Here is a 23,393-nt window from a genome sequence, read left to right as displayed (position 1 = left end):
GAATCAGACTATTAGTTGTTATCTTTCAACTAATTTACGCCACATGGCGTAAAACGTATAATGAACGAGGTGAGGATCACCATTGAGCCGCCGTGCGATGGTGGGACCATGAGAGGCCGGGGAATTTGATGAGTGGGCACAGTGAACGGGCGCGGGAAGTCCTGCTTGACGCCGCCGAAGAGCTTTATGCCTGCCATGGCATTGACGCGGTATCCAGCAGGCGGATTACCGAGCACGCAGGCACCGCCAACCACTCGGCGATTGCCTATCATTTCGGGAGCCGTGATGGCCTGCTGCGTGCGTTGATCGAACGCTCGGTTCTGCCGATTGATGCGCGGCGGCAGCAGCTGGTGGCCGAACTGGGAGAAGAGGCGGGGCTTCGCGAGGTCCTCGCTTGCCGCATCCTGCCATGGCTTGAGCACCTGGGTCAGCTGCCGGCGCCTAGCTGGCGAGCCAGGTTCCTTTTCCAAGTCCGCACGGTTCCCTCGGTGGGTCGGCTGCTGACCGATTCGATATTGCACGGCGAGGATATTGAGCGGCTCAATCTGCGTACCGCCCAACAGCTGGAGGGGATCCCTGCGGCAGTTCTGCGCGCCCGGTCCGGGATCATGGGGCATCTGGTGCTTGGGATTAGCAGTCAATATGAGCAGCGCATCCACGAGGGTGCTGAGCAGGCTGACTGGTTGGCGGTTGGCTATTTCTTACTGGATACCTGCGTGGGCATGATTTCTGCTCCAAGTACGCAGCGCGCCGATTTTATGGTGACAACGGTAGATCCCACGTTCATTTAGCCCGTTAAAGCACGCAAAGACCATGCTCGGCGCCTCCGGAGCATGGTCTTTGCGCTGTTCGTGGCCCACGAGGTGGGTGGGTGTTACCTGCGCAGCAAACGATCAAAAAAGGTTGGCGCGGAAGGGTTGATTCGAGGCCGTGGGGACATATCTGGATCTAGGTTTTCAATTGGCTGGAACATTCCCGTTTGCAGTGCTGTGGTCGCGCTGAGGACCCGCGCTTCCTTGGGTGAGTAGTTGATGCTGGCCGGCTGGTTGGCGGTCATGGCGACCCTCCTTCTTGAATCTATTCATTCCACAATATGGAAGTTTGTTTTTGTTGTACGGAACCAGTATCTCTGGGTAGCTGGAGTGTTGGCAAGGGTTTGCGCCTAAAAACTTCTTCCGACCGAAATTCCGGGCAATAAATCACACTTCAAAAAATAGCTTTGCAAAACCACTTGACGGGAGTGGTGTGAGTTGGATTACAGTAGTGGAACGAAGATTCCACGATCCAAAAACATCGAGTCGAAGCCGATAAGTCGTCGGTGGTAAGGGTGTTCAGCCGCCGGATTGTGGTGTAAGAAAAGAGCTGATCACCCAATGAACCTCGAAGACTTTAACAACCTCTCTCAGGGGCAGGCCGCAGCGATTCTGCGCCCATGCCTCGATGTGGAGCGTTGGATCAACGACATCGTCGCATCTCGTCCCTACTCAAGTAACGATGAATTACTTGCAACAGGTTATCGAAGTGCCCAATCCCTGAACGAAGCAGAAACCACCGCCGCGTTGGCCCACCATCCAAGGATCGGTGAACGAGCCGATGGGAACTCGGCCGAAGCCCACCTTTCGCGTGGTGAACAAGCGGACCTGCAGCTGAACGACGACATTACCGCTCAGCTTTCCGCGGCTAACCGAGCCTACGAAGCCCGATTTAACCGGGTATTCCTCATCCGTGCCGCCGGCCGAAGCAGTGCCGAAATCCTGAGCGAATGCGAACGCCGTTTGGGTAATGCCGATGACATTGAAGCGCGCGAAGTAGCTGAGCAACTAAGCGCCATTGCGCTGCTACGGCTAGAAAATGCCATCAGCAACTAAAGCCACCCCTTTGAACTAAGGAGTACTCCATGGATGAACAGACCGCGGAACGCAGTCACATCACCACCCATATTCTCGACACCGGGACCGGGAGGCCTGCCTCTGGTGTTAAGGCCACGCTGGAAGCCAATTCGGCATCCGGCTGGCAAGAAATCGGATCCCAGATCACCGATGCGGACGGACGCATTAAGCATCTTGGACCGACTCAGGTTGAAATAGGCCGCTACCGGATCTCCTTTGAAACCGGTGACTATTTCGGGAAGCAGGGAACGGAAACTTTCTTCCCCGCGGTAAGCATCGAATTTTACGTTTCTGACGTTGCCGAGCATTACCACGTACCCCTTCTTATCAGCCCGTTTGCATATTCCACGTACCGAGGAAGTTAGAGTCATGACCGCACAAATTAAGGCCCCAGCCGGAACCAAAATCGTCCTAGGAAGCAACCAGTACGGTAAAGCTGAAGTCCACCTGGTGAAGATCACCCGAGACACCGACCGTCATCAGATCCAAGATCTAAACGTCACCAGTCAACTGCACGGAGACTTCGCCGCCGCCCATACCGATGGCGACAACGCCCATGTGGTCGCCACCGACACTCAGAAAAACACCGTATACGGCTTGGCCCGTGATGGAGTGGCTTCACCAGAAGAGTTTCTGGTTCGACTCGGCGAACACTTCACCAGCAAATTCGATTGGGTGACCGGAGGACGCTGGGCCGCACAACAATTCTTCTGGGACCGGATCAACGACCATGATCACGCGTTTTCACAGAACAAGTCCGAGGTCCGCACCGCGGTCTTAGAAATTGCCGAAAATGGTGAAAAATGTATCGTTGCAGGACTGGAAGACCTGACGGTTTTGAAGTCCACCGGCAGTGAATTCCATGGGTTCCCGGTGGATAAATACACCACACTCAAGGGCACCACCGAACGAATTCTCGCCACCGATGTCACCGCCCGTTGGCGCTACACCCCGGAAGCTGTGTCCGCCGGCATCGATTTTGATGCCGTGTACGCGTCGGTGCGATCCTTGCTGCTGACGCAGTTTGCGCTCACTCACTCCTATGCTCTGCAGCAGAGCATGTACAACATGGGTCAAGCGGTTCTGGAGGCACATCCAGAAATCGCTGAAATCAAGATGTCCTTGCCAAACAAGCATCACTTCCTGGTGGACCTTGATGTTTTTGGGCAGGACAACCCGAATGAAGTGTTCTTTGCTGCTGATCGTCCCTATGGGCTGATCGAAGCGACCGTCACCCGTGAGGGCACCGAGGCTAACCATCCGGTCTGGGCTAATATCCCTGCATTTATCTAACTCGACGTGAAAAGGGTGTGCCAGTGCTGGTACACCGGTACACCCTTTTGGCAGCGACTGACGTAGGAGGTCAGCCTTGAGCGCTACACACAACGAATCTATCAAAGCAGCACGCCCGGAAGACGCTAAATTACCCATTGGGAAGTCGTTGGCTTACGGGCTTCAGCATGTATTGACGATGTATGGCGGCATTATCGCCCCACCTCTGATCATCGGTGGAGCGGCCGGTCTGAGCAGTGAAGAAGTAGGGCTCCTGGTAGCCAGCTGCCTATTCATTGGCGGGCTTGCAACCATCCTGCAGACTATCGGCATTCCTTTCTTCGGTGCCCAACTGCCGCTGGTTCAGGGCACCTCCTTCGCCTCCGTGGCAACCATGGTCGCCATCGTCAATGGTGGTGGAGGGTTGCCGGCAGTCTTCGGCGCGGTGCTGGTTGCGGCGCTCATCGGCTTCCTCATTGCCCCGTTCTTCGCCCGGGTCATCAGGTACTTCCCGCCGGTGGTCACCGGCGTGGTGATCACCATGATTGGCATATCGTTAACCCCGGTAGCCGCAAACTGGGCAATGGGCGGGGACGCTAAAGCCGAGGACTACGGATCATTGGCAAATATTGGTTTAGCGGCCGGTACTTTGCTGCTTGTCTTGCTGTTGTCCAAGGTCGGTAACGCAGCCATCTCGCGAATGTCTATCTTGATCGCGATCGTTTTAGGCACCGTCGGTGCCGCGTTGCTTGGCATGGCCGACTTCTCCGATGTCGGGACCGGTGCGGTGTTCGCCTTCCCGCAGCCGCTGGCTTTCGGAATGCCGGTCTTTGAACTCGGCGGAATCATCTCGATGACCATCGTTGTCTTGGTCATCTTGACGGAGACGACCGCCGACATTCTTGCGGTCGGTGAAATCGCCGGTTCGCGCGTGGATTCCAAACGTATCGCCGACGGGCTGCGCGCAGATATGGCATCTTCGGCGGTAGCCCCGATCTTTAATACCTTCACCCAGTCTGCCTTTGCGCAGAACGTGGGGCTGGTAGCAATCACCGGGATCACCAGCCGCTTTGTTGTGGCTGCCGGTGGCGGAATCCTGGTGGTACTTGGACTGCTTCCAATCCTTGGACGGGTAGTCGCGGCGATCCCCACGCCAGTTCTTGGCGGTGCTGGAATCGTCTTGTTCGGAACCGTGGCGGCCTCGGGAATCCGTACGCTGTCGAAGATCAAATATGACGGAATGAACCTGGTGATTGTGGCCGCGTCCATCTCCTTCGGTTGCATTCCCATCGTCAAGCCTGACTTCTATGCAAATTTCCCAAGCTGGTTTGAAACGATCTTCCACTCGGGGATCTCCTCGGCGGCCATCATGGCGGTATTGCTGAACTTGCTGTTCAACGAGTTCAAGCTGGGAAATACCAAAAACTCCTCGGTCTTCTCCGCCGCCCCGCCGCGTTTGGTGAAGCGCGAAGAGGTCTGCGGACTGATCGAGGGTGATCACTTCGAAGGTGGCAAGCTCATCGATAGGGAAGGCTATGAAATTCCCGTGGTGACTCCCGAAGAATTCGAGCAGATTCAGACTGGAGCCATACAGATGCCGGTACCCAAAGTCGCCAAAACACCGGAGCACTAGAGGCGAAAATCCTATCTACAAGCCCGATGAACAAGGCTGAAAATACCAATTTCGGCAAGGTGCCCGCAGACGGATATCTGCGGGCACCTTGTTGTGTCCTCAGACAGCGAAAACCCTATATGTGAGCAATATGGGAATTTATAGTCGGAGGGGCTCGTGGGGTTTGCAATAATGACGAATGTGAATACTTACCAGACTGACGCCGAGAGCTCTTCCAGCCGGCCGCCATCGATGGCGGACGTGGCAGCAGTCGCCGGGGTCTCCCACCAAACTGTGTCCCGGGTTCTGAATGATCATCCGAACGTCCGCGAAGGCACCCGGGTACGGGTTTTGGAGGCAATTAAAGAGCTCGGATACCGGAGGAATCTCGCCGCCCGGGCCCTGGCCACGGCGCAAACGCGCACCATCGGCATCTTGACCATTGGCAGCGAGTTCTTCGGACCGCAGTCCACCGTGCTTGCGGTGGAAGCGGCGGCTCGAGCCCAAGGGTATTTCGTCACGGTGACCTCCATGGACAGTTATGACATTGGTGCCGCGGTCACCGCGCTGAACCATCTCACCGACCAGAGTGTGGACGGCGTGGTGGTAGTCGCCCCGCATGATCAGGTCACCGAGGCCATCGATGAACTGAAGCTGAAGGTGCCAGTGGTCGTGGTGGCCGCCCGTACGAACGTTCCGGAGAATGATCCGGTGCACTACGTGTTTGTTGATCAACGCGATGGGGCGCGGCAGGCCACCGAGCACTTAATTTCGCTAGGACACCAAAAAATCGTGCACGTTTCGGGACCTACCGGGTGGTTCGACGCGACCGAGCGCAAGGTTGGATGGGCTGAGACCATGGCGGCCGCGGGCTATGACGCGGTCGAATTTCCCGCCGAGTCCTGGCTGGCCCCGAGTGGTTACGACGCGGGGGTGAGTCTTGCGCCACGGGTGAAGGCCGGAGAGATTACCGCGGTTTTTGCCTCCAATGATTATCTGGCCATCGGGTTATTGCGGGCCTTTTGGGAAGCTGGGGTATCGGTTCCCGAAGACGTGTCGGTAGTGGGCTTCGATGATTTACAGATTGCCGAGTTCTATATTCCGAAGCTGACCACGGTGCGCCAGCCCTTTGGCGACGTGGGACGTGCAGCGCTCGCCGAGTTGCTCAATGATGATCCGGCGTCGTCTGGTCCACGGATGATCGCACCGACAATGATTGTGCGAGCAAGCACTGCGCCACCTGCGCGGAGCTGAGCTCTGCGCCATAGCGGGTAGCTGAAACTTCTTCATGTGTTGCGCATCGCATTTTGTTAGCGCTAACATTATGTGAGCGTTCCGCTTAGCCGTAGGACTCCACGCCCGCACGCGCAGCGGATCGCGAAGACATTAAGCGCCACCCGCATGCGGGTGCAGGACGGAGAAGCCATGACTGGTCAGCACATAGGTATGTCCGCGTCCGAGGTGATCGGTTCGGGACGTGCGGTGCTCGGCATCGAGTTCGGCTCGACGAATATCAAGGCGAGCCTCATCGGATCCAACCACGAACAGCTGGCCAGTGGACACCACGCGTGGGAAAACCAGTTCGTGGACCGCCGCTGGACCTATTCACGCGAAGCTATCGTTGCCGGTTTGCAGGAGTGCTTCGCCGATCTGGTCAACGAATGCGAACAGCAATATTCGGTGCGCCCCAGCAACTTTGCCGCCATTGGCATTTCGGCCATGATGCACGGCTATCTCGCCTTTGATGATGCAGGCCAGTTGCTTGTCCCATTCCGGACCTGGCGCAATACCTCCACCGAACGGGCCGCCGAAGAGCTGAGCAAGGCTTTCGAGTTCAACGTCCCTCAGCGCTGGTCCGTAGCCCACTATTACCAGGCGCTGTTGGACAATGAGGAACATGCCGCCCAAGTAGCCAGCCTCAATACCTTGGCTGGTTTTGTTCATCAGCAGCTCACTGGGCGCCGAGTATTAGGTGCCGGAGACGCCTCGGGCATGTTCCCGCTGGACAGTTCTGTTCTTGGTTATGACACCAAATTCTTAGCAACCTTTGATTCGCTAGCCCAGAGTTTAGGTGCCACTGGCACGCTGGGCGAGCTGCTGCCTGAAGTATTGCCTGCCGGCGCCGACGCCGGGAGCCTGACTGCGCAGGGTGCGCTGCTGCTTGACCCAAGCGGGCAACTGCAACCCGGAGCGCAGTGCTGTCCTCCGGAAGGAGACGCTGGAACCGGAATGGTGGCAACCAACTCGGTCGCCCCACACACCGCAAACGTCTCGGTCGGAACGTCGATCTTCTCAATGGTGGTCCTCGACGCTGCGCTACGCGAAGTTCACCCCGAAATTGACATCGTCACCACCCCTACCGGGGACCCGGTAGCCATGGTGCACTGCAATAACGGGGCCAGTGAACTGGCGAGCTGGGCCTCGGTCTTCGGACAATTCGCATCCGCGCTGGGTCAACAGGCCTCCGACGATGAGGTGTACCAGGCGCTTTTGACCTCGGCGCTAGACGGTGCAGTGGACGGGGGAGGACTCGTTGCCTACAACTACCTCTCCGGAGAACCGGTCACCGGATTAGCCGAGGGCCGGCCACTGCTAGTGCGTACCCCCGACTCAACCCTAAATCTTGCAAACTTCATGCGAACCCAGGTGTATTCGATGTTTGCGACCTTAAGCGTGGGGATGGAGATTCTTGGCTCAGAGGGTGTCAAAATTCAGAAAATGTTCGCCCACGGTGGCATTTTCCGCACCGCACAAGCCGCCCAACGACTCCTCGCCGCGGCACTTAACGTGCCGGTTTCCGTTGGAAGCACGGCACAACACGGTGGGCCCTGGGGGATCGCCGTGCTGGCCGCATATCGTCACTATGTCGGCACTAATCCAACGGTGAGCCTCGCCGAATATCTGAATTCGCAGGTATTCGCGGACGCGCAGCTAGACGAGGTTTCACCACTGCCGCAGGACGTGGCCGGTTACGCAGACTACCTGAACAGTTACCGGGCGGGGCTGGCCATTGAACACGCCGCGATTAAAGCGATCTAAAACATGTCCACCTCGGCACCAAGGAGTTCTCAGATGAGCGATGCTCAAGGATTAGCCAAATACTCAGAAGCAATGCGCCAAGAAATCGCGCAAGCGCGCGAACTCGTCGCGCAACTGCACGCGCAGTTGCCACGTTATGAGCTGGTGGTGTGGACTGCCGGAAACGTCTCGCAACGCGTACGAAACCCAGAGGTTGCCGACGGCAGCGCCGATGTATTTGTCATCAAACCTTCCGGCGTTGCCTATGAGGAATTGACTGCCGAATCCATGGTGGTCTGCACGCTGGATGGGGAGCTCATCGACGGAACCCGCGCTCCCTCCTCGGATACTGCCGCGCACGCCTACACCTACCAACATCTGGCGCATGTTGGCGGCGTGGTGCACACCCACTCGACCTATGCGACCGCATGGGCTGCCCGTGGGGAAGAAATTCCTTGTGTGCTGACCATGATGGCAGATGAATTTGGTGGACCCATTCCGGTGGGACCATTCGCCATCATTGGTGATGACTCCATCGGCCGAGGCATCGTCCAGACACTACGTGAGTCGCGTAGCCCGGCGGTACTCATGCAAAACCATGGCCCCTTCACCATTGGCAAGGACGCACGCTCCGCCGTCAAGGCGGCGGTGATGTGTGAAGAGGTGGCCCGCACAGTTCACATCTCTCGCCAATTAGGTGACTCGGTGCCGATGCGCAGCGAAGATATCGACGCGCTCTACGCACGCTACCAAAACGTTTACGGACAATAAGCGCTTCTTTCGCGCCCGCATACTTCAATCCGAAAGGACATCATGAGCAAAGCATATGAATCCAAGGAAATCTGGTTTTTCACCGGAAGCCAAGACCTCTATGGGGAAGAAACCCTGCGTCAGGTCGCCGAGCAGTCACGCGAGGTGGCCCAGGCGCTGGGAGATTCCGAACAGGTTCCCGCAAAGGTGATCTGGAAACCGGTACTCAAGGATGCCGAATCGATTCGTCGGGCCATGCTGGACGCAAATTCGGATGACAATGTGCTCGGTGTGATTACCTGGATGCATACCTTCAGCCCAGCCAAAATGTGGATCTCTGGTCTGAAAGCACTGGCTAAGCCATTGTTGCACCTGCATACTCAGGCCAATGTTGAACTTCCTTGGGACACCATTGACTTCGATTTCATGAACCTGAACCAGGCCGCACACGGTGACCGTGAATACGCGTACCTAGCAACCCGTATCGGTGCCACCCGCACCACGGTGGTTGGTCACGTTTCCAACCCGGCGGTAGCCGGGCGTATCGGTAACTGGGTGCGAGGCGCCGCAGGCTGGAACGCCACCCAGACGATGAAATTGGTTCGATTCGGTGACAATATGCGCAACGTTGCGGTGACCGAGGGGGATAAGACCGAAGCAGAACTACGCTTCGGTGTTTCAGTGAACACCTGGGCGGTCAACGACCTCGTGGAAGCCGTGGAAGCAGTTTCCGAGCCTGCCGTGGATGAACTGGTTGCAGAATATGAGCGAGAATACGACGTCTCCGCCGAGTTGCGTGCCGGTGCAGAGCGTCACGAGTCGCTACGTTATGCGGCTCGTCAGGAACTGGCCATCGAGTCCTTCCTACGAGAACTAGGTGCGTGGGCCTTCACCACCAACTTTGAAGATCTCGGTGGGCTGAAGCAGCTACCTGGCCTCGCCGTACAACGTCTGATGGGTAAGGGCTACGGCTTCGGTGCCGAGGGTGACTGGAAGACCGCGGTGCTGGTACGCGCGGCCAAGGTAATGGGAGCAGGGCTCCCCGGTGGTGCCTCGCTGATGGAGGATTACACCTATGACCTGACCCCGGGCAAGGAACTGATCCTCGGCGCGCACATGCTTGAGGTGTGCCCGTCGTTGACCACTACCAAGCCACGAATCGAGATTCACCCGCTGGGCATTGGCGGCCGTGAAGATCCGGTACGCATGGTCTTTAACGCGGACGCGACCACGGGCGCGGTAGTTGTTTCCATGGCCGATATGCGTGAGCGTTTCCGGTTGACGGCCAACGTAGTGGACGTGGTTACTCCGCCACAGGACCTGCCAAACTTGCCGGTGGCACGCGCCGTATGGCAGCCACGACCAGACTTCTCCACCTCGGCCGAATCCTGGTTGACCGCCGGTGGAGCGCACCACACGGTGATGTCTACGGCCGCCGGCATTGAGGCTTTTGAGGTCTTTGCAGAAATCGCTGGAACCGAATTGCTAGTCATCGATGAGAACACTACGCGTCGCGGATTCGCCGAACAGGTGCGACTGAACCAGGCGTACTACCGTCTGGCGCAGGGCCTGTAAGAAAAAATGAAGAGCACAAGGGCCGGCAACAAAAGTTGCCGGCCCTTGGCTCGTTAATCGAACGCTTCTGGATCTAGGGTCCGTGTCAGTTTTCTCGTGGCGGGAAGTATATGATCCACAGGTCGCAGCGGTAATCCGCATAGAGTTGTCGATTCTAACCGTGATATTGTCTAAACGGTCGATAGAAAAGGTGTAGACGTGCCGGTAGTTCTTATTGTTGCTGGCGTGCTAGTAGTGGGCTTTATTGTTCGGCTTGCATTGCATCCAGTTCAAACGATCTTGAATACGATCAGAGTCATTCTTTTCGCCCTTGCCGTCACGACGTTTTGCGTCTGGTACTTCTCCGTCGACAAAAGCAAGCCAGGGAGCGTTGAAGGGCTTTGGTTCAGCCTGATTGTCGCTGGGTTGTGGGTGTCAACCTTCGTATTACCTGCACTATTGAGAAGACCCGTTAATCGCCGCTAGCAGCAATGAATGCACCAGCCTCGCGCTACGCGAAGAGCAATTAGAGCTTTTTGTGAGGCTGAGATTTCTCGGGCTTGATTCGCTTTTCGACCTTAAGTAAACACCGTAGTTACTACTCGTGCACATCCATTCGTGGCGTGAGACCCGTTGGATGAGTCGCTTAAGACCGCACTTTCCCGCGGGTTCGACACCAGATGATTTACCTGTTAAAAAATTCTTCTCCAAAAAAGTGGCTCAAAGCACGTTGTTAGCGCTAACATAGTGTGAGCCCGGTCGCACCGCCGGAGCGAATCGGAACACGCAGGAGGAAAAGATGGCACGGAATAACTGGGCTCGCCGAGCGGTAGTCACGTTCGGATCCCTAGCACTGATCGGCTCACTAGCCGCATGTGGCGGTGGCGGAGCAGGAAGTGGCGACGCAGCCGGTGGCGACAGCAAGGCGCCTGAAGATATCCAGGTCGGTGTCGCCATGCCAACCGAAACCTCCGAGCGTTGGATCGCCGACGGTGAAGCCGTGAAGTCCCAGCTTGAAGAAGCCGGCTACGAGGTCTTCATGCAGTTCGCCAACGATGACATCCCAACTCAGCAGCAGCAGATCGACCAGATGATCACCAAGGGTGCAGATATCCTAGTGGTCGCCTCCATCGACGGCACCGCACTATCCAGCCAGTTGCAGGCTGCAGCTGATCAAGACATTCCGATCATTTCCTATGACCGCCTGATCAACGGCACCGAAAACGTCGACTTCTATGTCACCTTCGACAACTACAAGGTTGGCGTGCAGCAGGCTACCTCGCTGCTGACCGGCCTAGGCCTTGTTGATGATAAGGGCGAGAAGACCGGAAAGAAGGGCCCGCTGAACATCGAGCTCTTCGCCGGCTCCATCGATGACAACAACGCGCACTTCTTCTGGAAGGGAGCCATGGATACCCTGAAGCCATTCATGGATGACGGCACCTTGGTAGTCAAGTCCAAACAGACCAAGATTGAACAGGCTGCAACCCTGCGCTGGAGCCAGGAAGAAGCCCAGAGCCGCATGGAGGACTTGATCACCGCGCACTACGCCGGTGGCAAGACCAAGATTGACGGTGTGCTCTCGCCATTCGACGGGATTTCCCGTGGCATCCAGACCGCACTGACCAACGCTGGCTACGGCAAGTCCATCAAGGACGGTCTGCCAATCATCACCGGTCAGGATGCCGAAATCGCTTCGGTGAAGCTGATCCAGGACGGTGTGCAGTACTCAACCATCTTCAAGGACACCCGCAAGCTGGCTTCCCAGGCAGTCACTGCTGTGAAGTCCTACGCGGAGGGTAATGAGCCCGAAGCTAACGACACCGAATCCTATGACAACGGCAAGAAGGTTGTTCCTTCCTTCCTGCTTGATTCGGACATCGTGACCGCCGATAACATCAGCTCGTTGCTGGTTGACTCCGGTTACTACACCGCCGCTGAGGTCAAGGCAGGACAGACCAAGTAGCACCCGGTGTACGACGCGTTGGCGGGTGCTGAACCTAGTACCCGCCAACGCAGTCACCACGCAGCATGCAGTACACAGATCACGACAAGGACGGCGCCAGTATGGACAGCACCATCCTGCAGATGCAGGACATCACCAAGACATTCCCCGGGGTCAAAGCCTTAGACGGAGTAAACCTTTCCGTCAGGGAAGGTGAAATCCACGCCATCTGCGGCGAAAACGGGGCCGGCAAATCAACCCTTATGAAGGTGCTCTCCGGCGTCTATCCACACGGTAGCTACGACGGAAAAATCCTGTTCAACGGTCAAGAACTTAAGGCTTCGAGCATCAAGGATTCCGAAGCCGAAGGCATCGTGATCATTCACCAAGAATTGGCTCTGGTGCCCTACCTGTCGGTGGCCGAGAACCTGTTCCTTGGCAACGAGACCAAGCGCCGCGGACTGATCGACTGGCAAGAAGCAAACCAGCGTGCCGCCAAGTTACTGGCCCGCGTGGGTTTGGCAGAGTCTCCGGTCACCCCGGTTGGACAGCTCGGCGTTGGCAAACAGCAGCTGGTGGAAATCGCCAAGGCGCTGAACAAGGACGTGAAGCTACTGATCCTTGATGAGCCAACCGCAGCCTTGAACGATGACGATTCCGAACATCTGCTTCACCTGCTGCGCGAACTACGTGAGCAGGGAATTACCTGCATCATCATTTCGCATAAGTTGGGCGAAATTGAAGATATCGCCAATAACACCACGATTATCCGTGACGGTCAGACCGTGGAGTCCCTCGACATGGCGGACCCTAAATCCACACAGAGCCGGATCATCCAGGGCATGGTGGGACGCGCCCTCTCGGCGCGTTACCCAGACCGGGAACCGAATATTGGTCAAGTGGTCTTCGAAGTACGCGACTGGTCGGTGCACCATCCCACGCAGCATGAGCGCATAGTGGTCAATAAAGCCTCACTAGACGTACGCGCCGGAGAAATTGTTGGCATTGCCGGGCTGATGGGCGCAGGACGCACCGAACTTGCCATGAGCATCTTTGGACACAGCTACGGACGCGGCATTTCCGGTACCGTGCTGATGGACGGACGCCCGGTAGATACCTCCACCGTAGGCAAGGCCATCAAGGCCGGCATCGCTTACGTTTCTGAGGACCGCAAAAAATTCGGGTTGAACCTACTCGAAGATATTCGTGTGAACACCACCGCCGCCGGGCTCGGAAAGATCTCTTCGCGCGGGTTTGTCAACGGCAACAAGGAAATCCAGATTGCCGAGCACTACCGCAAATCCATGCGCATTAAGGCGCCGAGCGTGCTGGCAAAAACCGGTAACCTCTCCGGCGGTAACCAGCAGAAGGTAGTACTGGGCAAGTGGTTGCACACTGCCCCGGAACTTTTGATCTTAGATGAACCAACCCGCGGTATCGACGTCGGCGCAAAGTACGAGATCTACACGATCATCAATGAGCTTGCTGCCTCCGGTAAAGCGGTGCTGGTGATCTCCTCGGAACTGCCCGAACTGTTGGGTATCTGCGACCGTATCTACACCCTTGCTTATGGCCGGATGACCGGCCAACTCCCGAAAAGCGAAGCCACCCAGGAACGCCTCATGGAGCTTATGACCATCGAGAAGGAAATCGTCCGATGACACTGAAAACCGAGCTGAAAGACATTTTCACCAAGAACCTGCGCACCAGTGGCATCTATATTGCCTTCGTGCTCATCGTGGTGCTGTTTACCATCATGACCGACGGGCTGCTGCTCAGCCCGATCAACCTGACAAACATTATTTTGCAGTACTCTTACGTGCTGATCTTGGCGCTTGGCATGATTATGGTCATTGTCGCCGGACATATTGACCTGTCGGTAGGTTCGCTGGTCGCCTTAACCGGTGCGGTCTCCGCAGTATTGGTGATTAAAACCGGGGCTCCTTGGTGGGTTGGTATTCTCGCGGCCGTAGCCGTGGGTGCTTTGTGCGGTGTGTGGCAGGGATTCTGGGTGGCCTATGTGGGCATTCCGGCGTTCATCGTCACCTTGGCCGGCATGTTGCTGTTCCGTGGTTTGACCTACGAAGTGCTCAACAATGTCTCGTTGTCCCCATTCCCTGGTGAATACCAGCAGGTGGCCGGTGGCTTCCTGAACGGTTTGCTCGGCGGTTACGGTTTTGACATGTTCACCGTGCTGATCGGCGTAGTGGCCGTGGCAGGTTTGGTGTGGTCGCAGTACAGCACTCGTCGTGGACGGGTGAAGTTTGGTCAGGACGTCGAGTCGATGGCCATGTTCATCGCCAAGAACGCACTTTCAGCGATCGTGATTCTCTGGTTCTTCTGGCAGATCTCCATCAGCCGCGGTATGCCAATCGTGCTGATGATTCTGGGCGTACTGGTGATCGCCTACCACGTGTTGACTACACGGACCGTCTTCGGTCGCCACATTTACGCCATTGGTGGCAACCTGTCTGCCGCACGACTTTCGGGCGTCAACGTCAAGAAGGTCAACTTCTGGATCTTCATTAACATGGGCATGCTCGCCGGTGTGGCCGGAGCGGTCTTCTCTTCACGCTCCAATGGTGCGCAGCCCGGTGCAGGTAACATGTTTGAGCTCGACGCCATTGCTGCCTGTTTCATCGGTGGCGCCTCAACAACCGGCGGTGTGGGCCGTGTAACCGGTGCCATCGTTGGTGGCTTGGTGATGGCGGTACTGTCCAACGGTATGCAGCTGATGGGCGTGGGTGCTTCGGCACAGCAAATCGTCAAGGGCCTAGTGCTCTTGCTCGCCGTCGCCTTTGACATCTACAACAAGCGCCGCGCAGGCGAAGCCAGCTAAGCGCATTGGACCCTCCTGCCGGTTTGCCTTGGCTCACGCCTGACAAAGGACCTGCGGGAGGGTTCAGCTATGTCTTGAGCACAGCGAAAACTAGGAAAGAAGAGATATGCAGGCGGATTTGAAGGACCTCACCGCAAATGGGCAGCTGATCAACCTTGCAGCCCATGGCTACAGTGCGCAGATCGCTACCATCGGAGCCACCGTGGTGAGCCTGGAATATCGCCAGCGCCCGTTGGTGCGCAGTTTTGACCCGCAGTCACAACGCCCGGTGTACTCCGGCGCAACGCTTGCCCCGTGGCCAAACCGGGTGATCGATGGCCGTTACAGCTGGCAGGGCACCGAGCATCAATTACCTCTCACCGAGGTGACTCGCGGACACGCACTGCACGGGTTGGTGTACCTCTCCGATTTCTCGATTCTGCAGCAAAGCGCCGAACGGGTGGAACTAGAGGTACTGATCCCCAAGCAGGAAGGTTATCCCTTTGCCTTACTGCTGCGCGTGAATTATCAGCTTGAGCCTTCCGGGCTACGCAGCACCATCAACGCCACAAACTTAGGCGATCTTCAGGCTCCCTATGGCTTTGGATCCCACTGTTATTTGGTGGCTCCCGGTCAACGCGTGGATGACTGGACCCTAAGTATTCCGGCGCAACAAGTTCAGCAGGTCAGCGGCGAACGCTTGTTACCGCAAGCCGTGGTGGCGGTGGCGGAAACGAACCTTGATTTTAGTTCCCCACGAATCATTGGGGACACCTTTATCGACCACGCGTATACCGACTTGCAGAGCGCAGGCGGACAGGGCTACCACGTTGAGCTCACGGATCAGCACGGTGTGGGTAGTTACATCAGCTTTGATGAAAGCTGCCCCTGGGTGCAGGTGCATACCGCGGATCAGCAAGACCCTGCGTTGAACCGTACCGGCTTAGCCGTAGAACCCATGAGCTGTCCACCAGCAGCGTTTAACGATGGCACCGACGTCATTAGCTTGGCTCCCGGAGCTAGCCATCACGCCGCGTGGGTCATCGGCGCCATCGAACCAAACTAAAGCCCGCACCAGCAGTCTTTGTACCGTCTGGACCCATCCACTACTGGAGCAGCAAATGCCACAGGGCACACAGCACAATCGGTCACTCACCGCACACCGCACCCACCACCTGGCCGATGGCCGCGAAGCGATCTTCTTCGCCGACCACGGGCATACCGTTCCCGAGAAGGTGAGCGACCAGCGGGCGCTAGATCCTCGCGGGGAACCTGGCGAATTACGTTTTGATCGGTTGACCGGGGACTGGGTGGCGGTGGCGGCACACCGTCAGTCGCGCACCTACCTTCCACCCAAGGAAGACTGCCCGCTGTGCCCAAGTACCGAAACTCGGCACAGCGAAATTCCGGCCAGCGAATTTGATGTGGTCGTCTTCGAGAATCGTTTCCCCTCCCTAGGCCCAGCCCTAGGAGAAATCTCGGCTCCCGCCGACGCGAGCAAACTACCGACTGGCGCCATAGCTGCGGTGGGTCGCTGCGAGGTAGTGGTCTTCACCTCGGACCATGCCGGATCCTTCGCCTCCTTGGATGATGACAGGGCGCGCACGGTCATCGACGCATGGGCGCAACGCACCGAGGATCTCTCGGCTAAAGCCGGGATCAAACAGGTTTTTGTTTTTGAAAATCGGGGACAGGATATCGGGGTGACCTTGCATCACCCGCACGGGCAGATCTACGCCTACCCCTATGTCACACCGACCGCGCAGAAGATGGCCGAGCAAGCACGCAAACACTTAGCGAGCACTGGTAAGAACCTGATGGGCCAAATCCTGGAAGATGAACTGGCCGACGGTTCGCGAATCGTCGGCCGAGGCGAACATTTCACGGTGTTCGTTCCCTACGCGTCGCGTTGGCCGTTAGAAGCGCATCTGATCCCGCATCGTCAGGTGCCGGATCTTGCTGCCCTGAATGAGGCAGAAAAAGCCGAGCTGGCCATCATGTATCGAGATTTAATGCGCCGTTTCGACGCGCTTTATGACACCCCTACACCTTATATAGCTGCCTGGCATCAGGCACCGCTGAACGCTGAGGACCGGGCGGCCTCCCGACTGCACCTACAGCTGACCAGTCCGCGCCGGGCGGCAGATAAACTCAAGTTCCTTGCCGGTTCCGAAGCAGCCATGGGTGCGTTCATCAACGACGTGCCCGCCGAGCAGACCGCGGCACGCCTGCGCGAGGTGAAACTGTGAACACCGCTTTTACCGCGCAGCGCGCCCAAGTGTTGCAGCAAAAGTTTATGGACACCTTTGGACAGGCACCTGACGGAATCTGGCGTGCGCCGGGACGCGTGAATCTCATCGGCGAACACACCGACTACAACCTTGGTTTTGTGCTGCCCTTCGCCATTGACAAGAACGCGCTGGTAGCCGTGCGACGCAAAGCTGCGAACAAAACCCAAAGCTACCAATTCGCCTCCACCTACGGTGCCCAAGACACCGTGGAAATCACCGAGATTCTCCACGAAAATCTAGTACCAGGTACGGTGCCCGGTTGGGCCGCCTACCCGGCGGCGGTTGCCTATGTTTTGGATCAGCTGCCACAGGTTCAGCTGGACGGATTTGAACTATTGGTTGATTCCAATGTTCCGGTAGGTTCGGGTCTTTCCTCCTCGCATGCCATTGAGGTCGGAACCATTGTGGCACTCAACGACCTCTTTGAGTTGGGCCTTAATAAAAAAGAAATGGCACGGTTGACTCAACGTGCCGAGAACGAATTTGTGGGTGCACCCACGGGCATTATGGATCAAAGTGCGTCGTTGATGTCCGGGGCGGAACATGCGCTGTTCTTAGATTGCCGAACCCTTGATTCACAACTCGTTCCGTTGCCGTTGGACGAACACCAGTTAGTGGTGCTGGTGATCGATACCCGAGTGGAACACTCAAATTCTGACGGTGGCTACGGTGCACGCCGGGCCAGCTGCGAACAAGCGGCCAGCGAGCTGGGTGTTGAATCCCTGCGAGATATTCAAGATGTTGGACAGCTAGAAAATCTTGATCCGTTGGTACGGCGCCGAGCCACACATATCGTCACCGAAAATCAGCGGGTACTGCACACGGTTAAAGCACTACGGGCGTCAGACATGAACGCCGTAGGCCAATTGCTCAACGCCTCCCATGTTTCGATGCGTGATGATTATGAAATTTCCTGCCCCGAACTTGATCTTGCGGTCAGTATTGCGCAGGGCGCCGGGGCGCTGGGAGCGCGGATGACCGGTGGCGGGTTCGGTGGTAGCGCCATCGCGTTGATTTCCGAAGATAAGATCAACTTGGTGAGCGAAGCCATCACAGATGCTTTTGCTCGGGCCGGATACCGCAGTCCCTCAATATTCACGGTCATTGCAGATGAAGGTGCAGGAAGTTTATGAGTTGGTTAGTCACCGGCGGTGCCGGATATATCGGATCCCATGTGGTGCGTTGCCTCGATGAGGCAGGGCTTGCACCAGTCATCGTGGATTCCATGAGCAGTGGAATCCGCTCCTTTGCGCCTGCGCATGTGCCGTTCTACGAGGCGAGCGTGCTGGACCGCGAAGAACTGGTACGCATTATGGACGCGCATTCAATTACCGGGGTCATCCACTTGGCTGGCTACAAGTACGCGGGAGAATCAGTAAAGTTCCCGTTACTCACCTTTGAGCAGAACGTCACCGGGACCGCCCGACTCCTCGAAGCAATGCAGCAGGCGGGAGTAAACAACATGGTCTTCTCATCCTCCGCTGCAGTTTATGGAACACCGAGCGTTGCACTGGTTACCGAACAGACCGCCACCGAACCGGAGTCGCCCTATGGGCAGAGCAAACTCATCGGTGAATGGCTGATTCGTGACCAGGGGATTGCCGCCGGGCTCAAGCACACCAGTCTGCGCTACTTTAATGTGGTGGGTTCTGGCTCCGAAGAGCTCTATGACGCGAGCCCGCACAATCTGTTCCCACTGGTATTCGCAGCGCTAAACTCAGGTGCCACACCAAAAATCTTCGGTACCGACTACGACACCACCGACGGCACCTGCGTGCGCGACTACGTACACGTGGCAGACCTAGCGCTAGCCCACGTGGAAGCCGCTAAAAAGCTCGAAGCGGGCCAAGAGTTGGAGCCGGTGTACAACCTTGGCTCAGGTGATGGTGTTTCCGTACGGGAAATCATGGATGCTGTAGCGCGGGTGACCGGGAACCAGTTCCAGCCGTTACTTGAACCGCGACGCCCCGGAGATCCTGCTCGGATCGTTGCCGACGGACAGTTAGCTGCCCGCGATTTAGGTTGGGCCATGCGTCATAGCTTGGGTCAGATGGTTGATAGCGCGTACCGGGCCTCACAAGCGTTGACTCCCGCCAAGGAAGCCTAAAGATCTACGGCGTTGTCCAAAACCGGTAGCTGTTCACGAGCGGTTACCACTTCGGTCAGGTCCAGTTCCACTACCAAAAGTTCTGGAGCCGGACCGGCTTGGGCGAGCACCTCGCCCAACGGTCCTACCGCGATGGAGTGGCCTACCCCAAGCGGAGCGCTGCCCTTTGGTTCGTGTCCCATACTCAGCGGGTCTGCTTGATCCACCGCGAGCACAAAGGTGGTCGAGTCCAAAGCACGTGCTTGGGCCAACGAGGTCCACTGCTCGACTTTGCGTGCTCCAGCACCCCAGGAAGCTGAGACGAGGTTAACCAGTGCTCCCTGTCTGGCATGATGCGTGAAAAGCTGCGGGAAGCGGATGTCATAACAGGTCGCCAACCCGAAGGTGACCTCATCGATAACAAACTGCACCGGGCGCTCACCGGGGGTCACCGTGTCCGACTCGGAGAAACCGAATGCGTCGTAGAGATGAATCTTGTCGTAGTGGGTTTCTACGTCGGGTCCGGTGACCAAAAGCGTATTGCGTACGTGCCCTGCGGTGCCGGGGGTGAACATTCCTACAACAACGTTGATTCCGATATCTCGGGCGAGCTGTTTGACGAGCGTGGCCCAAGGGCCACCTAGCGGCTCGGCGATTTTCGTTAAGGAATGGCCAAAGCAGATGTGCATGGCCTCGGGGAAGATCACCAATTTTGCATCTTGCGCGGCTGCCTGTTTGGCGTAGTCGCGGATGATGGCGAGATTGTGCATCGGATTGGCGGTGCTAAGCACCTGTGCCATGGCGATTTTCATCTTAGGCAGTTTCCCTTCCCTGAGGTGTTCTGGCAATGCGTACCTGCTGCTTCTGACTCTACGGAAGGATCTTGAGCACTGGCAATCCCGACTGCGCCACGTCACCCCGGAATTTTCTGATGACATGAGCTCTTGAACCGGAGAATCCCGAGATTTCGGGACAAAACGACACAAAAAACTGTGAGACGCAGTCTCATTGTTGGTCAAGAATCTCAGAGTAGAGTTATTGTCATGAGCGTAAGCATGCGTACCAGGGTCCGAGCCAAAATGCGCTCCGAGCTCGCGCTGCAGATGTATCCACTGTTTGCTGAACAGGGAATTGAGACTGTCACCGCAGAACAGGCAGCCAAAGAAGCAGGTATTTCCCGGGCAACTTTCTTCAGATATTTCTCATCCAAAGAAGAAGCCGTGGTTACTGCCGTGCATGCTGTGGGCACCGATTTAGCGTCTGTGATGGAGAAGCTAGAACCGCGCAGTGGTGAAAGCATTCTTGAAATGCTTCGGCGCTGTTTTGAAGCTTCGGTCATCGCCGTTGAGGCGGATGCGTCGGCGGTTCGTGGCCGTACGCAGCTGGTGCTTTCTTCGCCTTCCTTGCGCGCAGCTTGGTCCATGCAACGCAGCGAGACGGAAAAGTCTCTGGCCGAGGCACTGAATGAACACTGTGAAAATCTACGGTTAGCCCGAACTGCAACGGTTATCGCACTGACATTGCATGAGCATGCCTTGGTGCGCTGGCTAGAAAGCGAGGACATCTCCTTTCGAGATGCCCTCGATGAGTCTTTCGACTATGCGGCCATGCTTGATACTCCGCGTTAGTTGAGGTCGAACGGAAGCTAGCGTTTAGCGTGTGCTCATTTGTTGTTCTTCGCGCCCTTTAGACACCGAGTAAATGTCTTTCTGGCGTTCGCCGGCGACTCGGCCTGCCAGTGCGTCCAAGTCCCGCAGAGCTTGAGTGCTGAGTTTCAGGGAAATCGCGGTGACGTTCTCGTCCACGTGCGAGGTGTAGCGAGTGCCGGGAATTGGTGCCATGGCGACATTAAACTTACGTCCCTGCTCATAGACCCAGGCCAGTGCTAGTTGCCCCGGGGTGATCTTTTCATTGCGTGCAATGGTGAAGATTTCGTTGCGAAGCGTGAGGTTAGGGCCGATGTTTTCCGTAGCAAAGCGTGGGAAATTATGTCGAATATCGTCTCTTGGTAGTTGCTCCAAGGATTCGGCAGCACCGTTAAAGAATCCGCGTCCGAGAGAGGCGTAGGGAACAACGCCGACTCCTAGTTGACTTGCGGTGGGCAATAACCACTTTTCGATATCACGACTAAATAGCGAGTATTCCATTTGTATGGCGGTGATGGGGTGAACCTGATGCGCACGCTCTAGTTCGTAGGTCGTGACCTCGGACAGGCCGATGTGCTTGATCTTCCCGGCCTGTATTAGCTCGGCGTAGGCGCCTACGGTTTCCTCGATAGGAACGCGGCTGTCCACCCGGTGGTAGTAGTACAGGTCAACTTCGTCAACACCTAGGCGTTGCAGGCTCTCATCCAAGCATTTTTTGATAAATGCAGGATCGCCATTTGCTCGTGGATCTCCGGGGTTCTTGGGCCGAACAATACCTGCTTTGGTCGCGAGGGTGACCTCGTCTCGGCGTGTTTTGAGCACCTGAGAAAGCAGCGTTTCGCTATGTCCCGCACCGTAGATGTTTGCGGTGTCCAGGAAAGTGACGCCGATATCCAACGCATGATTGACCATTCGCACAGATTCGGCATCGTCGGCTGAACCGTAGACGCCGCTGACCGACATGCATCCGAGGCCTTGTTCAGATACTTGCAGTCCCTGGCCGAGATTGATGCTGGAAAGGGTTCGTTGATCCTGCGTCATGGTGTTCCTCTGGTTGCCGTCAGTTCCCTGTGCCGAGACTACCGGCGAAGGGGTGGTGCCCGGCAAGAAGTAATGCGCAATATGTCGACAGCTGAAAGCTGAACCAGTGCTCTTCAAATGAGGGCAACGGACCCCAGTATTTGCTAGGAATTTTGATCAGCGCAGATTTAGCGTCAGCGCAAAGTGGCAAACGGTAGGTGCAAAATCCTAGGAATTTTTTGCCTACTCGAGCGCCGCCAGATCAGTTAATCAGAGACAGCAATGAGCTGACGGCCGAGCTCCGCAGCTGCCTGATGTAATTCAGGAACTGCTTGCTCGATAAATTCCTGATTGACACGGGTTACGGGCCCGGAGACAGAGATCGCCATCGGTGTTGGAGCTCCGGGGACCGGAACAGCAATACAGCGAACTCCTAATTCCTGCTCTTCGTCATCCATTGCGTAGCCCCGTTCGCGGGTGGCCTCCACATCGGTGAACAGCTTGCCGAGCGTGGTAATGGTCTTTGGAGTTTTTGGTGGCATGCCCGATTGTGAGACTAGGCGCTGTACGCGTTCGTCATCAAGTACGGAGAGTACCGCTTTGCCGACACCCGAGTTGTGCAACATGGCGCGGCGACCAACTTCGGTGATCATGCGCATCGAGTGAGGGGACTGTGCTTGGGCAATGTAGGTGACCATGTCGCCATCGAGTACTGCAATATTTGCCGATTCGCCCAGTTTCCCTACAAGTTCCTTCAAGACCGGCGAAGCTAGCGCGCCAAGCTGCCGATTGGCGACTTCGCCTAGGCGGATCAAGCGTGGGCCAAGCGAATAGCGGCGGTTGGGGAGCTGGCGAACGTAGCCGACCCCGACGAGAGTCCGCAATAAGCGGTGAATCGTGGGTAGCGGCAACGGAGACTCGAGCGCTAGCTCGCTCAATGCTGCTTCTCCTCCGGCGCGGGCAATAACCTCTAGTAGTTCAAAGGCGCGTTCGACCGACTGGACTCCACTGGTTGCTTTCGTTGGGGTCTGTGTCATGTCTTGCTCCTAGTAACTAGATGTACCGTTGCGATCCGCGAACTTCTGCAATGCGAAATCTTTCCCTTTAGATTACCGCTAAAACGGCAAAACATTCCACGATCCGAAAAAACTGGATTGATTTATGTGAAGTGGCAGACAAAAATCTCTTGCAATTTCATTTTATAGATAATAGTATCCACTATACGGAAACTTTTTGGAGGAGGGGCGGAATGACAGTCTTCAACTTAGAGCAGTCATTGATGATTCGAGTGCAAATTTCAGCCTCGAATTTAGCAACGAAGCTATTGACCGCCACCGTCCGGACGCTCGTCGCACATCACGCCATACCCGACTCCATGCTCAGTACCGCGCGGGTTGCACCGCAAGAGCAAAATTTCGGGTTCATCCGTCTCTAGGGGCGAAAGAATCCACCAGTAGAAAATGTCGCCGGAACACGACACCAACAGGTTAAG

The 23,393-nt window shown here is 56.6% G+C and carries 23 protein-coding genes; 19 read left to right on the top strand and 4 right to left on the bottom strand.

Going from position 1 to position 23,393, the window contains the following annotated elements; all coding sequences use genetic code 11:
* The first annotated feature begins 128 nt into the window (after nucleotides 1-128).
* Nucleotides 129-791, top strand: a complete 663-nt coding sequence (locus IEX04_RS03740) for a TetR/AcrR family transcriptional regulator (RefSeq protein WP_188683840.1) — start codon at nucleotides 129-131, stop codon at nucleotides 789-791.
* 83 nt (nucleotides 792-874) lie between these two features.
* Here the strand turns inward: IEX04_RS03740 and IEX04_RS03735 are convergent, their stop codons facing one another.
* On the bottom strand, nucleotides 875-1,057 hold the full coding sequence (locus IEX04_RS03735) for a dimerization domain-containing protein (RefSeq protein ID WP_188683838.1): 183 nt from the start codon (nucleotides 1,055-1,057) through the stop codon (nucleotides 875-877).
* Nucleotides 1,058-1,373: 316 nt separating this feature from the next.
* Between IEX04_RS03735 and uraD the strand changes: the two genes are divergently transcribed.
* From uraD to galE, 16 genes are all read left to right on the top strand, one after another.
* The gene (gene uraD / locus IEX04_RS03730; protein WP_188683836.1) at nucleotides 1,374-1,868 is read left to right on the top strand and encodes a 2-oxo-4-hydroxy-4-carboxy-5-ureidoimidazoline decarboxylase; all 495 of its coding nucleotides are present in this window, start codon (nucleotides 1,374-1,376) and stop codon (nucleotides 1,866-1,868) included.
* 29 nt (nucleotides 1,869-1,897) lie between these two features.
* Nucleotides 1,898-2,254, top strand: a complete 357-nt coding sequence (gene uraH / locus IEX04_RS03725; RefSeq protein ID WP_096255200.1) for a hydroxyisourate hydrolase — start codon at nucleotides 1,898-1,900, stop codon at nucleotides 2,252-2,254.
* Nucleotides 2,255-2,258: 4 nt separating this feature from the next.
* The gene (pucL, locus tag IEX04_RS03720) at nucleotides 2,259-3,182 is read left to right on the top strand and encodes a factor-independent urate hydroxylase (protein WP_096255202.1); all 924 of its coding nucleotides are present in this window, start codon (nucleotides 2,259-2,261) and stop codon (nucleotides 3,180-3,182) included.
* A gap of 76 nt (nucleotides 3,183-3,258) precedes the next feature.
* Nucleotides 3,259-4,794, top strand: coding sequence for a nucleobase:cation symporter-2 family protein (locus IEX04_RS03715; RefSeq protein ID WP_188683834.1), 1,536 nt, complete (start codon nucleotides 3,259-3,261; stop codon nucleotides 4,792-4,794).
* Between the two features lie 171 nt (nucleotides 4,795-4,965).
* Nucleotides 4,966-6,027, top strand: a complete 1,062-nt coding sequence (locus IEX04_RS03710) for a LacI family DNA-binding transcriptional regulator (RefSeq protein ID WP_382344567.1) — start codon at nucleotides 4,966-4,968, stop codon at nucleotides 6,025-6,027.
* A gap of 171 nt (nucleotides 6,028-6,198) precedes the next feature.
* Nucleotides 6,199-7,812: a xylulokinase gene (locus tag IEX04_RS03705; RefSeq protein ID WP_188683832.1), complete on the top strand. Its 1,614-nt coding sequence runs from the start codon at nucleotides 6,199-6,201 to the stop codon at nucleotides 7,810-7,812.
* Between the two features lie 33 nt (nucleotides 7,813-7,845).
* Nucleotides 7,846-8,562: an L-ribulose-5-phosphate 4-epimerase gene (locus tag IEX04_RS03700; protein ID WP_096255206.1), complete on the top strand. Its 717-nt coding sequence runs from the start codon at nucleotides 7,846-7,848 to the stop codon at nucleotides 8,560-8,562.
* A 42-nt stretch (nucleotides 8,563-8,604) separates the two neighbouring features.
* Entirely contained in the window at nucleotides 8,605-10,116 is a 1,512-nt protein-coding gene (gene araA, locus IEX04_RS03695) for an L-arabinose isomerase (RefSeq protein WP_096255207.1), read from the top strand.
* A gap of 198 nt (nucleotides 10,117-10,314) precedes the next feature.
* Complete coding sequence (locus IEX04_RS03690; protein WP_188683830.1) at nucleotides 10,315-10,581, top strand: hypothetical protein; 267 nt, start codon at nucleotides 10,315-10,317, stop codon at nucleotides 10,579-10,581.
* 313 nt (nucleotides 10,582-10,894) lie between these two features.
* Nucleotides 10,895-12,061: a multiple monosaccharide ABC transporter substrate-binding protein gene (gene chvE, locus IEX04_RS03685; protein ID WP_096255208.1), complete on the top strand. Its 1,167-nt coding sequence runs from the start codon at nucleotides 10,895-10,897 to the stop codon at nucleotides 12,059-12,061.
* Between the two features lie 101 nt (nucleotides 12,062-12,162).
* Nucleotides 12,163-13,701 carry a multiple monosaccharide ABC transporter ATP-binding protein gene (gene mmsA / locus IEX04_RS03680; RefSeq protein WP_188684095.1) on the top strand — a complete coding sequence of 513 codons (1,539 nt, stop codon included), beginning with the start codon at nucleotides 12,163-12,165 and terminating at the stop codon, nucleotides 13,699-13,701.
* A complete protein-coding gene (gene mmsB, locus IEX04_RS03675) occupies nucleotides 13,698-14,879 on the top strand; it encodes a multiple monosaccharide ABC transporter permease (protein ID WP_096255211.1) in 1,182 nt (393 codons plus the stop codon). The genes mmsA and mmsB overlap by 4 nt, the downstream gene beginning before the upstream one ends.
* Nucleotides 14,880-14,985: 106 nt before the next feature.
* Entirely contained in the window at nucleotides 14,986-15,924 is a 939-nt protein-coding gene (locus IEX04_RS03670) for an aldose 1-epimerase family protein (protein WP_188683828.1), read from the top strand.
* A gap of 55 nt (nucleotides 15,925-15,979) precedes the next feature.
* Nucleotides 15,980-17,107, top strand: a complete 1,128-nt coding sequence (gene galT / locus IEX04_RS03665; RefSeq protein ID WP_188683826.1) for a galactose-1-phosphate uridylyltransferase — start codon at nucleotides 15,980-15,982, stop codon at nucleotides 17,105-17,107.
* Complete coding sequence (galK, locus tag IEX04_RS03660) at nucleotides 17,104-18,282, top strand: galactokinase (protein WP_268236909.1); 1,179 nt, start codon at nucleotides 17,104-17,106, stop codon at nucleotides 18,280-18,282. Before galT ends, galK begins: the two co-directional genes overlap by 4 nt.
* Entirely contained in the window at nucleotides 18,279-19,256 is a 978-nt protein-coding gene (gene galE, locus IEX04_RS03655) for a UDP-glucose 4-epimerase GalE (RefSeq protein ID WP_188683824.1), read from the top strand. Before galK ends, galE begins: the two co-directional genes overlap by 4 nt.
* Here galE and IEX04_RS03650 read toward each other — a convergent pair.
* The gene (locus IEX04_RS03650; protein WP_188683822.1) at nucleotides 19,253-20,047 is read right to left on the bottom strand and encodes a carbon-nitrogen hydrolase family protein; all 795 of its coding nucleotides are present in this window, start codon (nucleotides 20,045-20,047) and stop codon (nucleotides 19,253-19,255) included. The genes galE and IEX04_RS03650 overlap by 4 nt on opposite strands.
* A gap of 231 nt (nucleotides 20,048-20,278) precedes the next feature.
* Between IEX04_RS03650 and IEX04_RS03645 the strand changes: the two genes are divergently transcribed.
* Nucleotides 20,279-20,863, top strand: a complete 585-nt coding sequence (locus IEX04_RS03645) for a TetR family transcriptional regulator (protein ID WP_188683820.1) — start codon at nucleotides 20,279-20,281, stop codon at nucleotides 20,861-20,863.
* Between the two features lie 24 nt (nucleotides 20,864-20,887).
* Here the strand turns inward: IEX04_RS03645 and IEX04_RS03640 are convergent, their stop codons facing one another.
* Both IEX04_RS03640 and IEX04_RS03635 read right to left on the bottom strand, forming a co-directional pair.
* A complete protein-coding gene (locus IEX04_RS03640) occupies nucleotides 20,888-21,922 on the bottom strand; it encodes an aldo/keto reductase (protein ID WP_188683818.1) in 1,035 nt (344 codons plus the stop codon).
* A gap of 245 nt (nucleotides 21,923-22,167) precedes the next feature.
* Nucleotides 22,168-22,938: an IclR family transcriptional regulator gene (locus IEX04_RS03635; RefSeq protein ID WP_188683816.1), complete on the bottom strand. Its 771-nt coding sequence runs from the start codon at nucleotides 22,936-22,938 to the stop codon at nucleotides 22,168-22,170.
* Nucleotides 22,939-23,150: 212 nt separating this feature from the next.
* On the opposite strand from IEX04_RS03635, the gene IEX04_RS03630 reads away from it, so the two are divergent.
* Nucleotides 23,151-23,336, top strand: a complete 186-nt coding sequence (locus tag IEX04_RS03630) for a hypothetical protein (protein ID WP_188683814.1) — start codon at nucleotides 23,151-23,153, stop codon at nucleotides 23,334-23,336.
* Nucleotides 23,337-23,393: the final 57 nt, after the last annotated feature.

Source organism: Glutamicibacter ardleyensis (genome assembly GCF_014644555.1).
GTDB classification, from domain to species: Bacteria; Actinomycetota; Actinomycetes; order Actinomycetales; family Micrococcaceae; genus Glutamicibacter; species Glutamicibacter bergerei.
Note: the sequence above shows the minus strand (reverse complement) of the source record. Positions and strands in the feature narration are given on the sequence as shown.

Excerpts from the sequence above, each read along its gene's own strand:
- IEX04_RS03740 (WP_188683840.1), top strand. The coding sequence starts at position 129 with ATGAGTGGGCACAGTGAACGGGCGCGGGAAGTCCTGCTTGACGCCGCC.
- IEX04_RS03735 (WP_188683838.1), bottom strand. The coding sequence starts at position 1,057 with ATGACCGCCAACCAGCCGGCCAGCATCAACTACTCACCCAAGGAAGCG.
- uraD (WP_188683836.1), top strand. The coding sequence starts at position 1,374 with ATGAACCTCGAAGACTTTAACAACCTCTCTCAGGGGCAGGCCGCAGCG.
- uraH (WP_096255200.1), top strand. The coding sequence starts at position 1,898 with ATGGATGAACAGACCGCGGAACGCAGTCACATCACCACCCATATTCTC.
- pucL (WP_096255202.1), top strand. The coding sequence starts at position 2,259 with ATGACCGCACAAATTAAGGCCCCAGCCGGAACCAAAATCGTCCTAGGA.
- IEX04_RS03710 (WP_382344567.1), top strand. The coding sequence starts at position 4,966 with ATGACGAATGTGAATACTTACCAGACTGACGCCGAGAGCTCTTCCAGC.
- IEX04_RS03705 (WP_188683832.1), top strand. The coding sequence starts at position 6,199 with ATGACTGGTCAGCACATAGGTATGTCCGCGTCCGAGGTGATCGGTTCG.
- IEX04_RS03700 (WP_096255206.1), top strand. The coding sequence starts at position 7,846 with ATGAGCGATGCTCAAGGATTAGCCAAATACTCAGAAGCAATGCGCCAA.
- araA (WP_096255207.1), top strand. The coding sequence starts at position 8,605 with ATGAGCAAAGCATATGAATCCAAGGAAATCTGGTTTTTCACCGGAAGC.
- chvE (WP_096255208.1), top strand. The coding sequence starts at position 10,895 with ATGGCACGGAATAACTGGGCTCGCCGAGCGGTAGTCACGTTCGGATCC.
- mmsA (WP_188684095.1), top strand. The coding sequence starts at position 12,163 with ATGGACAGCACCATCCTGCAGATGCAGGACATCACCAAGACATTCCCC.
- mmsB (WP_096255211.1), top strand. The coding sequence starts at position 13,698 with ATGACACTGAAAACCGAGCTGAAAGACATTTTCACCAAGAACCTGCGC.
- IEX04_RS03670 (WP_188683828.1), top strand. The coding sequence starts at position 14,986 with ATGCAGGCGGATTTGAAGGACCTCACCGCAAATGGGCAGCTGATCAAC.
- galT (WP_188683826.1), top strand. The coding sequence starts at position 15,980 with ATGCCACAGGGCACACAGCACAATCGGTCACTCACCGCACACCGCACC.
- galE (WP_188683824.1), top strand. The coding sequence starts at position 18,279 with ATGAGTTGGTTAGTCACCGGCGGTGCCGGATATATCGGATCCCATGTG.
- IEX04_RS03650 (WP_188683822.1), bottom strand. The coding sequence starts at position 20,047 with ATGAAAATCGCCATGGCACAGGTGCTTAGCACCGCCAATCCGATGCAC.
- IEX04_RS03645 (WP_188683820.1), top strand. The coding sequence starts at position 20,279 with ATGAGCGTAAGCATGCGTACCAGGGTCCGAGCCAAAATGCGCTCCGAG.
- IEX04_RS03640 (WP_188683818.1), bottom strand. The coding sequence starts at position 21,922 with ATGACGCAGGATCAACGAACCCTTTCCAGCATCAATCTCGGCCAGGGA.
- IEX04_RS03635 (WP_188683816.1), bottom strand. The coding sequence starts at position 22,938 with ATGACACAGACCCCAACGAAAGCAACCAGTGGAGTCCAGTCGGTCGAA.
- IEX04_RS03630 (WP_188683814.1), top strand. The coding sequence starts at position 23,151 with ATGACAGTCTTCAACTTAGAGCAGTCATTGATGATTCGAGTGCAAATT.